At 41.3% G+C, this 13792-nt stretch carries 9 protein-coding genes; 3 read left to right on the top strand and 6 right to left on the bottom strand.

The features are described from left to right. Positions 1 to 169: 169 nt before the first annotated feature. Positions 170 to 3856: a methionine synthase gene (gene metH / locus AC0KVP_RS11625; RefSeq protein ID WP_473336804.1), complete on the bottom strand. Its 3687-nt coding sequence runs from the start codon at positions 3854 to 3856 to the stop codon at positions 170 to 172. Between the two features lie 426 nt (positions 3857 to 4282). On the opposite strand from metH, the gene AC0KVP_RS11620 reads away from it, so the two are divergent. Next, positions 4283 to 5902, top strand: coding sequence for an inorganic phosphate transporter (locus tag AC0KVP_RS11620; protein ID WP_005399885.1), 1620 nt, complete (start codon positions 4283 to 4285; stop codon positions 5900 to 5902). A gap of 89 nt (positions 5903 to 5991) precedes the next feature. Here the strand turns inward: AC0KVP_RS11620 and AC0KVP_RS11615 are convergent, their stop codons facing one another. The 3 genes from AC0KVP_RS11615 to AC0KVP_RS11605 form a co-directional block, all read right to left on the bottom strand. After that, the gene (locus AC0KVP_RS11615; protein ID WP_473336802.1) at positions 5992 to 7539 is read right to left on the bottom strand and encodes a hypothetical protein; all 1548 of its coding nucleotides are present in this window, start codon (positions 7537 to 7539) and stop codon (positions 5992 to 5994) included. 142 nt (positions 7540 to 7681) lie between these two features. Further along, positions 7682 to 7819: a hypothetical protein gene (locus AC0KVP_RS11610; protein ID WP_473340506.1), complete on the bottom strand. Its 138-nt coding sequence runs from the start codon at positions 7817 to 7819 to the stop codon at positions 7682 to 7684. 159 nt (positions 7820 to 7978) lie between these two features. Further along, positions 7979 to 8596 carry a rhomboid family intramembrane serine protease gene (locus tag AC0KVP_RS11605; RefSeq protein ID WP_473340504.1) on the bottom strand — a complete coding sequence of 206 codons (618 nt, stop codon included), beginning with the start codon at positions 8594 to 8596 and terminating at the stop codon, positions 7979 to 7981. A gap of 160 nt (positions 8597 to 8756) precedes the next feature. Here AC0KVP_RS11605 and nfuA point away from each other — a divergent pair, with 160 nt between their 5' ends. Both nfuA and AC0KVP_RS11595 read left to right on the top strand, forming a co-directional pair. Beyond that, positions 8757 to 9395 carry a Fe-S biogenesis protein NfuA gene (gene nfuA, locus AC0KVP_RS11600; protein WP_087527190.1) on the top strand — a complete coding sequence of 213 codons (639 nt, stop codon included), beginning with the start codon at positions 8757 to 8759 and terminating at the stop codon, positions 9393 to 9395. Positions 9396 to 9569: 174 nt separating this feature from the next. Next, positions 9570 to 11585 carry a ligand-gated channel protein gene (locus AC0KVP_RS11595; protein ID WP_473336800.1) on the top strand — a complete coding sequence of 672 codons (2016 nt, stop codon included), beginning with the start codon at positions 9570 to 9572 and terminating at the stop codon, positions 11583 to 11585. A 27-nt stretch (positions 11586 to 11612) separates the two neighbouring features. Here AC0KVP_RS11595 and AC0KVP_RS11590 read toward each other — a convergent pair whose 3' ends face one another. Together AC0KVP_RS11590 and AC0KVP_RS11585 are read right to left on the bottom strand one after the other, a co-directional pair. Then, positions 11613 to 12614: a hypothetical protein gene (locus AC0KVP_RS11590; RefSeq protein ID WP_473336798.1), complete on the bottom strand. Its 1002-nt coding sequence runs from the start codon at positions 12612 to 12614 to the stop codon at positions 11613 to 11615. A 15-nt stretch (positions 12615 to 12629) separates the two neighbouring features. After that, complete coding sequence (locus AC0KVP_RS11585) at positions 12630 to 13661, bottom strand: alpha/beta fold hydrolase (RefSeq protein ID WP_473336796.1); 1032 nt, start codon at positions 13659 to 13661, stop codon at positions 12630 to 12632. Positions 13662 to 13792 lie beyond the last annotated feature (131 nt).

The following is a 13792-nucleotide window of genomic DNA, read 5'->3' as shown; positions in this document are numbered from 1 at the left end:
CTACTCCAAATGCAATTGAAGCAACAATTTATTCTTATCTTGAGTTCGGGAATTTTGACTTTATTAGAAATAAAATAATAAAAAATTTCAGCTAATAAAAAACCCCTCAATTTGAGGGGATTCTTTTATTTAATACGAATTTTTTTCCTCTAGGGGGATCGAGGGGGATTTAAACAATCGAATCATCTAAATTTGGCGCTAACCAACGCTTCGCTACATCCAGTGACCAACCTTTACGTTTTGCATAATCCTCAAGCTGATCTTGAGAAATTTTACCCACGTTAAAGTATTCACTTTCAGGGTGTGAATAATAGAAACCACTCACAGAAGACGGTGGCATCATGGCAAAGTGTTCAGTCAACTTGGTACCAATCTTCGCTTCAGAACCTAACCAGTCAAATAACACCGCTTTTTCAGAATGCTCAGGGCAAGCAGGGTAACCTGGCGCAGGACGAATACCGACATACTTCTCTTTGATCAATTCTTCATTACCCAAAGTCTCATCGGCTTTATAGCCCCAGAACTCTTTACGGATACGCTCATGCAAATGTTCTGCAAAAGCTTCAGCAAAACGATCCGCTAAAGACTGAACCAAGATTGCAGAGTAATCATCACCTTTGGCTTTGTATTCATTCGCCAATTCTTCCGCACCGAAGATCGACACAGTGAAACCACCGAGATAATCAGTATTGTCTTTCGAGGTGCTAATAAAGTCGGCTAAAGATAAATTCGGCTTGCCTGTGACTTTGTCCGATTGTTGACGCAAATGTTCAAAAGTATGCGTGACATTCTGAGCTGTTTCATCAAACACGCTGACTGTATCTGCACCTGTACGTTGTGCAGGGTATAGACCAAATACAGCACGGGCATCAAAACGGTTATTCTCGATCACATCTTTAAGCATGGCTTGCGCTTGATTATACAAATCCGTTGCAGCTTCACCGACAATCTCATCTTCTAAGATTTTCGGGAATTTACCTGCCAAGCTCCAAGAAATAAAGAATGGTGTCCAGTCAAAATATTCCACCAATGTTGCAAGTGGGTAGTTGGTGAGGACATGTGTACCCATCGTATTTGGAATAGGTGGCACATAATTCGCATCCACTTTAAAGCCATTTTCAATTGAGTCTACATAACTGAGTTTGGCTGCTTTCGGTTGCTTATTGGCTAAACGTTCACGAATCTTGGCATATTCAGCACGATGCTCAGCAATAAAATTACCGCGCATTTCTTTCGAGAGTAGTGTGGTTGCCACACCGACTGCACGAGAAGCATCGGCAACATAAATCACCGCATCATTAGAGTATTGTGGGTCAATTTTCACTGCGGTATGCGCTTTAGAGGTGGTCGCACCACCAATTAATAAAGGAATGTCAAAGCCTTTGCGTTGCATTTCTTTGGCAACAAACACCATTTCATCTAAAGATGGGGTGATCAAACCAGATAAACCGATGATGTCACATTTTTCATCAATCGCGGTTTGCAGGATTTTTTCCGCAGGTACCATCACGCCCAAATCGACAATGTCATAACCGTTACAGCCTAAAACCACGCCCACGATATTTTTACCAATATCATGTACGTCACCTTTTACGGTTGCCATCAAAACACGGCCTTTAGATTGTGCATTACCTTTTTCGGCTTCGATGTATGGGTTCAGCCAAGCTACAGCTTGTTTCATCACACGTGCCGATTTTACCACTTGAGGCAGGAACATTTTACCCGAACCGAATAAATCACCAACCACGTTCATGCCATCCATCAATGCGCCTTCAATCACATCGAGTGGACGTTTGGCTTTTAAACGGGCTTCTTCAGTATCTTCATCAATATAAGTGGTGATGCCTTTAACCAGTGCATACTCAAGACGCTTTTCAACGGATTCATTACGCCATTCTAAGTTTTCAGCTTCGCGCTGCGCGCCACTATGACCACGGAATTTTTCTGCCACTTCAAGCAATTTTTCTGTGGCGTTTTGGCCTGATTCACCTTGGTTTTGATTCAGAACAACATCTTCAACCGCATCTTTCAGTTCTTTTGGAATATCATCATAAATCGCCATTTGACCAGCGTTTACGATACCCATAGTCATGCCTTGTTTAATGGCATAGTAAAGGAACACAGAGTGAATCGCTTCACGTACAGGTTCATTACCACGGAATGAGAAGGAGACGTTAGAGACACCACCCGAGATCATGGCATGCGGTAGGTTTTGTTTGATCCAACCTGTGGCTTCGATAAAATCGACGCCATAGTTATTATGTTCTTCAATCCCTGTTGCCACGGCAAACACGTTCGGGTCAAAAATAATATCTTCCGCAGGGAAGCCAACATCATTGACTAAAACATCATAAGAACGCTTACAGATTTCACGCTTGCGTTCTGCGGTATCTGCTTGACCAGTTTCATCGAAGGCCATGACAATAATCGCAGCACCATACTGGCGACATAAACGTGCTTTTTCGACAAACTCGTCATAACCTTCTTTTAAGGAAATCGAGTTCACGACAGGTTTACCTTGTACACATTTTAAGCCTGCTTCAATGATTTCCCATTTTGATGAGTCAATCATGATTGGTACACGAGAGATATCAGGCTCAGATGCCACCAGATTGAGAAAATGTACCATCGCATTTTGCGAATCGAGCATGCCTTCATCCATGTTGATGTCGATGATCTGTGCACCAGCAACGACTTGTTGCTGTGCAACCTCTAGGGCTTCAGCAAATTTTTCTTCACGGATTAAGCGTAGGAACTTTTTTGAACCTGTAACGTTGGTACGTTCACCGACGTTAACGAATAATGAATCATCATAGATGTTAAATGGTTCTAAACCACTGAGACGACATGCAGGTCTGGTTTCAGGAATCTGACGTGGCTGAATGTCTTTCACTGCATTGTAGATTGCACGGATATGATCAGGCGTTGTACCACAGCAACCACCTGTAATATTGATCAAACCACTTTCTGCAAATTCTTTAATGAAGGCTGCGGTTTGCTCTGGGGTTTCATCATATTCACCAAAGGCATTTGGTAAACCTGCGTTTGGATGGGCAGAAACAAAGGTATCTGCAACATCAGCAATGGTTTTAACGTGTGGACGCATGGCATCTGCACCCAAGGCACAGTTAAAACCAATTGAGAGTAAGTCACCATGACGCACCGAGTTCCAGAACGCTTCTGCGGTTTGACCTGTAAGAGTACGACCAGATGCATCGGTAATGGTACCTGAAATCATCAACGGCAGTTCATGACCAAGTTGTTTGAATACTTCTTTCACCGCAAAGATCGCGGCTTTACAGTTCAAGGTATCAAACACGGTTTCAATCAAGATGATGTCGGCACCACCTTCGATCAAGGCATGCGTTGCTTCGATATAGTTTTCTTTCAGTTCATCAAAGGTAATGTTACGGAACGCTGGGTCATTTACATTTGGTGAAATTGAACAAGTACGGGAGGTTGGACCAAGTACGCCTGCAACAAAACGAGGTTTGTCTGGAGTCGAATACTTTTCACAAGCTGCTTTAGCTAAACGTGCTGCTTCACGGTTAATCTCTGGAACCAAATCTTCCATGTGGTAATCCGACATTGAAACACGTGTGCCGTTAAAGCTGTTGGTTTCAATAATGTCTGCACCTGCATCGAGGTAAGCTTCATGAATGCCTTGAATAATTTGCGGCTGAGTCAGTACCAAAAGGTCATTATTGCCTTTGAGGTCAGAAGCCCAATCTACAAAGCGTTCACCACGATAATCTCCTTCTTCGAGCTTGTGGCGCTGAATCATGGTACCCATTGCACCATCGATAATAAGGATGCGCTCGGCAAGAAGTGCTTTTAAGGTGGCAAGTGTAGACATTCAAAACTCACAAACAGGTTTTCAAAACGTGCAATATTTTAGCAGAAAAGCAGGTTGATTGATGCCTAATTCAAGTGGTATTGGCTATATGGCAAATAAAAAAGGCTGATTTAGCTTTAGTTTTCACGAAAGTGAAATATAGACCCGCTATGTTTATAGATCAGAATAAATAGAGATGAAAAATATTGATTGGAGCAGATTGTTACAGACAGCATAGTCAAATGTAAGAAAATAATTCAGCGTAATCCGCACCGAAAAGTTAAATTTTGAGCCAGTACATTGCGTTCAAGGCTTATAAGCGATTTACTGCTGATCTAAAATAAGCCAATTATGAAAAAATTGGCTTCATGTGACACGCATTTGTCATATAATTGTCACAATTAAATTGAACAATAGGGGATATTGATATCCTCTTTAGCCGTCTGCATGAATTCTAATATTCCTCCCGTCCAAGATCAGGTGCACGTGACACAGGTCAAGTCGACGAATGTGCACGTACCTACACCGAAATTTTTTATGCCGGTGTTTTTAACGGTCATTATTTCAACGCTAATTTATATTGGCTTTCAGCTTTCTGCTGACTTATCGCATGTTCCTGCACTGAATCTTTACTCTTTAATCCTTTTAGCAACGGCATTGTTCATTGCTTTGGGTTTTGAGTTTGTAAATGGCTTTCACGATACTGCCAATGCGGTTGCAACGGTCATTTATACCAATGCACTGTCTGCACCTGTTGCGGTGATGTGGGCAGGTTTCTGTAACTTTCTTGGGGTTATGGTCGCAAGTGGTGCAGTGGCTTACGGTATTATTGCGTTGCTGCCCGTTGAATTGATTATGAATGTCAGCTCAGGCGCAGGTTTTGCCATGGTGTTTGCCATGTTGATTGCTGCGATTTTGTGGAACTTGGGCACATGGTTCTTGGGTATTCCAGCATCGAGTTCACATACTTTGATTGGTTCAATCTTGGGTGTGGGCATTATGAACTACCTGATGCATTCAGGCAGTGGTGCTTCGGGTGTAGATATGGATCAGGTGATTAAAGTCGGTAAAGCTTTACTGTTTTCACCCATGATCGGTTTTGCTTTTGCAGCAGTGTTGTTCTTATTGGTGAAAAAAATCTTTAAGAAACAACTGGAACTGTTCCAACCACCTGAAGGCAACAAACCACCACCGCCACTGATTCGTGCCATTTTGATTTTTACCTGTACAGGTGTGAGTTTTGCACACGGCTCAAATGATGGTCAAAAAGGTATGGGTCTAATCATGCTGATTTTGATTGGTATCGTGCCTTTGGCTTATTCTTTAAATAAGAATTTAGATTCACAGCACATTCAGTCATTTGCTCAACTTTCAGATCAAACTGCGGCTGTGATTTATCCGAATCATAACGATATTGCAGATGAAAAAGCCCGTACGGTGATCACGCAATATATTCAAACTAAAGAAATGACCCCAGAAGTTGTACCTGCTTTAGCCAGTTTGACAGATCATTTGGGTGAGCGTGTCGGCCATTATGGAGATCTTAAAGATATTCCTGAAGCTGAAGTTTCTGCACTACGTAATGACATGTACTTAAGCACGACAGCATTCAAACGTTTGGATAAAGCGGATCAATTGCCAGCGATGTCGGAAGCGGGCAAAAAGACAGTAAAAGAATATCGTAGTAACCTTGATTCATTCTTGCAGTACATCCCAACATGGGTGAAAGTGGCTGTGGCATTGGCTTTAGGTCTAGGTACGATGGTCGGTTGGAAGCGTATTGTCGTGACTGTAGGTGAGCGTATTGGTAAAAACCATATGACTTATGGTCAAGGCATGTCAGCAGAATTGGTGGCGATGACTACGATTGCAGCCGCTGATGGCTTTGGTATGCCAGTATCGACCACACACGTCTTGAACTCTGCGGTAGCAGGGACTATGGTGGCAAACAAGTCAGGTCTGAACTTTGCAACAGTAAGAACCATTCTTTCGGCTTGGATCTTTACCTTGCCAGCAACGATCTGTTTATCAGGTGGTTTGTTTTGGTTGTTCCTACAGTTTGTTTAATCTGATTGGTGAAAACCAATGATAAAAAAACGCTACCCAAGGTAGCGTTTTTTTAGCTCTGTATTTTATTGAAGCGGGTATTCAAGGTCTTACTTTTTCAGTAAAGCAAATACTTTGTTGAGTGGTAGCTTGTCTGCGGCAAAACCGTAAAGCGCAGCAAACGGCAGTGCGGTACGTGCCAAATAAGCTACACGCCATAAGCCACCGTGATTGGCGCCGTGCATCATCAGCTCTAAAGGATGTTCAAGTTTGTTTTCTGGATTGGCTACAGACTTAGAATTACGCAGGTCATGGATCCATAAGGCTGCCATAATGGCATTGGTGGTTGCGGGCTTAAAGGCTTCAACATCAAACAAACTCGCCCCATTAAATGCTGCTTTGAGCAGTGGGTTTTTGGTGACAGAATGCGTGGTGGTTGATGGCGCAATATTAATGCTGACACGCTGACCTTCTGATCGAGCAAGCGTTGCACGCCACTGTTGAATACGTTTAGCCAACGCATAGTTCGGCCCTTGTTCAATCACTAAACAGTCGGTGATGCCATAAGACTTGTCATTATCTGACTCGACGAGGTCATGTAGGTTTTTCTTAAAGAACAGTTGTCCGCTGAGGGTTGAAATACTCTTGCCGATCATCTGCTGGGTTTTAGAGCGACCACTGAACTTTTGTTCAGATGCTGTAATGACTTCTTCTGGGACTGCGTAGACATCGGTAGGTGTACACATATACATTAAGCTGGTATCAACTTTGTGCGCACTGACATATTGCATGATCGCATCCATCGCGACGGAAACGCGGACATGCTTTTCACCATCCAAATACGCAATAGCGGCCAAATCTAACTGATGTGGGTTTTGTACCAACCATTGTGCAATTTCAGGCACTTGTGTCAGTAAGTTCACGCCGAGTTTTTCTTTTAAAACAGCGACAGGTGTTTCCGCGCTCAAAGCTTCAACCGATGGGGCATATAGCGTGGCATTGCCGTGTTGAATGGTGTCTAAAATTTTGCTCCATACGCGTCTATTGGGTAAATCAACAGCCACAATATTGGCTTTCCATTGGGCTAACCATGTGAGCGGACCCGCTTCAGATGCTGCACCGAACAAAACCATCGTACGATCAGATAAATCAAACCATTCAGGATGTTCTACACAAGCAATCAGTGCTTCAGCGTGACTGGGTTCAATCACACCTGCATCTAACCACGTTTGGATTTGTGCAAGTAAAGCACCCCCTTTGAGTTGTTGGCCTTTATAAGGCACTGACCACTCAGGTGCAGCATCACTTTCGCCTTTGAGTTTGATGGTATGCAGCGGTGTGGTTTTAAGTGACATTACATCTTTGAGGAGATGTTTTTGTCCATCCCGATAAAACTCAAATACATTATGTGCTTTATTGAGTCCATCTTGCGCAATTTGAATTGGCGCAATTTGATTGCGAATCCCAAATTCAACTAAGGATTTAAAATAACGTGGATAGAGTTTACGCCAGTTTTTTTCTGTAAGTGCGGCCACAGAGGTTTGGTGATCAACATTGGCTAAGGCCTCGGCAATAATCTCTTTCCCTGTGCGTGAGGTACTAACTTTTTTTGTTTTCGAGTAAATTGGAAATTGAAGACCGTCTAATGGATTGGACATGCAAGAAATCTCACTCAATTTTGCTATTTATATACAGTTGTAAACATTATCTATGCCAAATCAAATTCCTGCTTAGCATTTCATGACAAAATTGTGTGAATGTATGTAATAAAAAGCCTTCTCATAGAGAAGGCTTTTAAGTTTAGCAGCGACCTTTCTTGGCTTGTCCCGGTGGGCAGAAATCGCCTTGGCCATGAGGATAATAAGAACGATCAGGATCGACGACGATACTCCCTTCGGGAGTATGTACCGCACAGGCTGTAAAACAGAGGCTGATCATCAAGGTTGCCAATATAGATATTATTTTCATCGCAATTTCCTTGGGATATTGTGATCCTGATGTTTATTGTAAAAATCAGAACCACCCGTTGCTGTGAAAAAATGTTACTGAGCCTATATACGTATGGATGCAATCCATTTGCAATCTAGGGGCTGAGCTTTAAATAGGTAACTGGGTTAATTTGTTCAGAAAGTGTGGGATAAGACGTGGCTCTAAAATTAAGGTCATGATGACCCCATAAGCAGCTCCCCAAAGATGGGCGCTATGATTGATGTTGGAGTTGCCTTTTTTACCTGACCAGATGCTATATGCCACGTACAACACTGCAAAAATAATCGCAGGTACGGGAATAAAAAACACAAAAATTAGCTTCCAAGGTTCAAACAACACATAAGCGAACAATACCGCAGAGACCGCACCAGAAGCACCAAGGCTTGCCCAGCGCACATCATTTTTATGTTTTAAATAACTGGGTAAAATGGCAAAAATTAAGCCACCCAAATAAAACAAAATAAAGCCTAACTCATAGAAGTATTGACGGTAAAAACTTTCAATAATGCTGCCAAAGAAGAACAGGGTGAACATATTGAACAAGAGATGCATACCATCGGCATGAATAAAGCCATGCGTAATAAAACGATCATATTGTCCACGTTGCATCGCAGGAGGCCAGAAAATCAGACGGTTCATCACGTTCTGATTTGAAAATGCCATCATAGAAATAATGACAGTAATAATAATGATCGTAACTGTATGATTAAAAGGTAAATCTAACATTTCTGAGATGTTCTGCATATAACTATCTTGTGGTCATAATGCCATTAAATTGAGCGAAAAGATGAACTTTCACAATAAATCCGACAATTTTGGTTGATTTTTTTTAATTACCCCGCATCTTCAGTTAAAATAGCAACTTCAGCTTGAGGAAATGATTGTTATGTCGACTGAGAACAGCAGCACTGCAGTTGCAGAGGAAATTCCAAACTTATTGATTACTCCAACTGCACAAGAGTATTTACGTGATTTATTAGAAAAACAAAATACACCGGGCATTGCTGTACGTGTATTTGTTGAAAATCCGGGTACACCACGTGCTGAATGTTGTATGGCATATAGCGCGCCTGAAGAAGTGATCCCAACCGATTACCGTCAAGATTATCCAGACTTTCCTGCATATATCGACACACCGTCTATTCCATATTTATTGGATGCAGTGATTGATTACAACAAAGACCGTTTTGGCGGGCAGTTAACATTCCGTGCACCAAATTCGAAAGTACCACGTGTCGGTCCTGATGCATCGATTGAAGAGCGTATTACGTATATTCTTCAATCTGAAATTAACCCAGGTCTAGCAGGACATGGTGGTAACTGTGCATTGGTTGAAGTAATTGAAGATGAAGAACATGGTTTAACGGCTGTACTGAAATTCGGTGGCGGCTGCCAAGGTTGTTCAGCAATTGATGTCACCTTGAAACAGGGTGTTGAAACGACTCTGCAACAACACATTCCTGAGTTACGTCGTGTGATTGACCAGACGGATCATACGCAGGCAGAAGGCGCGTACTTCAAATAAATTTCAATCCACTTTACCAAATAACCTCCTTAAATTAGGGGGTTATATTTTATCTAAAGTTAAAATGTAATTGAGAATAATTATTAATATTAATTGCAATATGTTTACCATTTGTTAAAATGACCTACGAAATTTACACAATTTCTCCTTTTTTTGTATTTGGGTGTATGCGTTATGGGTAAAAATCTAACGAGATCAACTTTGGCTTTAGCGGTTGTAGGGGCAATGAGTTCATTTGCGATGGCGAATGAAACAATTGAAACCACGAAAGAGAAAGAAACAACACAATTACAGACGATCGTTGTATCGGCAAGTGGTTTCGAACAAGATATTAAGAAGGCTGCGGCTTCTATTTCTGTATTGTCACAAGAAGAAATTGGAAAAAAAGCATATCGAGATGTTACTGATGCACTAAGAGATGTGCCCGGTGTTGTAGTTACGGGTGGTGGAAGTTCATCCGATATTAGTATTCGTGGAATGGGCAGTGCATATACCGTCATCATGGTCGATGGAAAGAAGGTAAATTCGCGCTCAGTAAGACCAAATAGTGATAATTCAGGGATTGAGCAAGGCTGGTTGCCAGGTATCGAAGCAATCGAACGAATTGAAGTGATACGTGGACCAATGTCAGGCCTATATGGTTCAGATGCAATGGGCGGTGTTATTAATATTATTACGAAAAAGAATGCGACTGAGTGGGCGGGGTCTGTGCGCGTAGATACGACGCTTCAAGAGAACACAGATTCGGGTAACATTTATCAAACTAATGCTTATGTTTCTGGACCACTTATTGCGAATTTACTGTCATTAAGAGCCAATGGTACGTATTCACAGCGTGAAGAAGATGAAATTCTTGGCGGTTATAAAGAACAAACCATGCGAGCAGGAGGAGCAGTTTTAACTTTAACTCCAAATGAGCAACATACATTAGATTTAGAATATCAACGTTCTATTCAAAACCGTAATGGTTCTGTAGGCAAAACCATTGCCAATGTGCCGAACAGACGTGGTGAACTTCCAACAGATTCTAAGACTGATTATTACCGTACAGAATATAGCCTAACTCACCGCGGTGAAATTGGACGCGTTCAGACTCATTCATATATTCAGCGCGAAGAAAATGAAAATCCTTCCCGTGATATGGAAGCGATCAATACGACCTTTAACACGATCAATCAAATCCAACTTGGAAGTCATGATTTGAGTTTTGGGGGAATGTATTTAAAAGAAGAATTAGATGATCAGGGCAATCAGCTCAAAGTAAATGGCAGTATTTTGACGCATTTGGATCGGTATAGCTGGGCATTATTTTTAGAGGATAACTGGAGAATTGCAGATCCTTTTGTTTTAACAACATCGATTCGTTTGGATAAAGATGAAAAGTTTGGTGATCATTGGAGTCCGAAATTATACGGTGTGTGGACATTAAATGATGAATGGGTTGTAAAAGGTGGTGTTTCTACAGGTTATAAAACACCAGCTTTACGGGCAACTGTTGCTGAGTGGGGGCAAGTGACTGGTGGTGGAAGTAGTGCAGGCGTAATTGTTGGTAATCCAGATCTAAAACCTGAAACCAGTATTAACTATGAAGTTTCGGCACAGTGGGATAATGGTCATAATTTAAGTGCGGGTGTCACAGTATTTAATAGTGAGTTTAAAGATAAGATTACTGAAATCAGAGACTGTTCTGGTGATTCAGGAACACGAAATTGTCCATGGTTAGGGGAAAGTTTCGATTTTGTTAGTCTGCGGGAAAACGTAGATAAAGCCAATATGTACGGCGCTGAAGCAACATTTGGTTGGGATATCACCTCAAATGTTGCTTGGAATGCGAATTATACTTATACAGAAACAGAGCAAAAGAGTGGCGTCAATAAAGGCAAGCCTTTAAATGAAATGCCTAAGCATATGTTTAATACGACATTAGATTGGCAGTCAACAGATATTACGAATATGTGGGCACGATACAATTTCCGCAGTAAAACTTCTGAATATTTGAGTCGTACCACTATGGCTGATGGCAAGCCTGCATATGGGATGATTGATGTTGGCTTAAATGTCAAACCAACCGATCAAATTCAAATTAATGCAGGTATTTATAATCTTTTTGATAAGCGGATTGATACTGATACCTATGATTACGTGCTCGATGGTCGCCGTTATAACCTTGGTTTAACGTATAAATTCTAAGAAAAAAGCCGCATAACGCGGCTTTTTTTATAGCTTTAAAATACTCTGCACCTGGTCAGAATAATAAAACTGTTCTAAATAATAGCGTGCTCGATCACGTAAGTAATCAGAACGAATGAGCTCTTGAATAATAGGACTCAACAAATTTTGAAGTTGATTTTGGACTAAGGCTTCGTCGATATTTAAGTCGCGTAGTAGTAAATCAAAAGGACGTTCTTGGTTGCGAATGTACCAAGCGTAAACACCATCATGCACCTGTTGCTGCAGATAGTCTGTTTGACGCATATGCTCCCAAATTTCGTGCCCCATAGCGACGGTTTGAGGCAAGTCCTGTACTTCAATATAATTTTTCAAAACTGATAAAGGCATATCTTTGATTTTGTGCCAGAGGTTGGCTTGAAAGTGATATAGCTTTTCATCATTAAAGTTTTGATTTAACACCTGTTCACTCATTTGACTGAGTTTTAAGATGTTCTTTTGTAAATAATGCCCAATAGTGTCATTTAGGTTTGAGTCTGTGACTGTTTCGAGTACCGACTTGCCCATCTTCATAAAACTAGAAACACCTGGCACACGTTTAGTCATCACAGAGTTATTCAAATAGTCTTGAATCGAGTGCTGAATCAGCTGAGTAATCATGGCCGAAAAAGCTGGGTTATTTACCACTGTTTTAATCAGGCGTTGACGGTGCCCACTTTTACTCGCGACATACTGCGCAATTTTATCGATGGTAAGTACAGGAATCACATCGGCAATTTTTGTTGATTCATTGATGGGATGAATTAAAGCAAACTTGATGTGCTCCGCAATTTGTGAGATTAGATGATCGGTTGCAGGTGTGGCTAGGATTTGTTTTTGCAACAGCGCATTGATGTCTTCAAAGCTCCACAGTTGCTGCAAAGTTTGTTTTCTAAACCAGTGATAAAAGAGGGTGAATTCATTTTGTACGGTACTTGCTTGCGAAAACTCATGATCTAAAAAATTAAGATGAGCTTCAATGAGCTGCTCAATCATCGGGTGTTTCTGCATACGTACTCAACAAAATTAATTTAGTGGAATCAGTTTATCAGCCAATGGATTTTTTAACTTTTGTGTTTTTGCAAGAAAAGGCAGGTAGTGCTGTGCAACGGCCTGTTCTGCCTCCAAAAGTGGCATATGACCAACATTGTTAAGGATGACAGGAGCTTCAGCACGTTTCAATAAGGATTTGAGTTCATTCGCCACTTCGACATTGATAATTTTGTCCTGCTTACCCCACAAAATGAGGGTGGGCGCTTCAATGTTACGGGTCACTCGGGCAAAGGAGTCAGTGGTATAAATTCGGTTCAAGGTCACCAATTGATCAATCACTTTACTGTTTTTTTCAGCCTGAGTAATTAACTGTTTTTCTTGGGCGCGTTTTAAATAATAGGGCATTTTTATTGGGGTTTGCATGACACGTTGCATCACATCATCCAAATCGCCCGGCTTGCTCACAATCAAGTGCTTTAAATATTGAGGGTCTTTGGCATAGTTGGTGTTGGCGTTTTTATAAATGCCCGCACTGTTCAATAAAAACAAACTTTGCGTGTCAAAAGGGTATTGTGCGGCATATAGAGTTGCAATTGAACCACCGATAGAATGTCCTGCAACATTCAGTTTATCTTGTATATGAATGGCTTCAACAAAACGACGAAGTCGCTCAGTGACATTTGGCATAGAGAGATCAAAATCATCAGGGACTTTGGTGTCGCCGTTGGTTGGAAGGTCAGGGATAACCACGTGGTAATAAGGCGTTAGAAACTGTGCTACACGGTTCCAATTGTCTCGATTTCCAGCAAAACCATGAATCAGCAAAATCGTTGGCTTATCAACTGCACCGCCTTCGTTATAGCTCCAAACGATGTCATCCACTTTAAGCGTTTTGGTTTTTAAGCCGGCGGTGACGCGTTCTTGTAGAAGGTAGCTTTGTAAACTGAGTTTGTCTTTGATGATGGTATTTTCGACCGCATGGCTGGCGAAAGGAAATGACAAAGCTAAGGCGAATAGACCGGCCTTTAGACTTTGTTTCAAGATGGATTTTGAGCGCATCATCATGGTTCATCCTTAAACGGAGATGAATGAAAAAACTGACCGAATAAGATAAAAATGCTCTGATTTTGAATAGTTTTTATGTTTATTTACAGGTCTGTTTGATTCTAATCGCTTTCATGCAAATGTCATTAATT

This window comes from Acinetobacter sp. DL27, from assembly GCF_055810995.1.
This window is presented reverse-complemented; position numbering and strand designations above follow the sequence as displayed.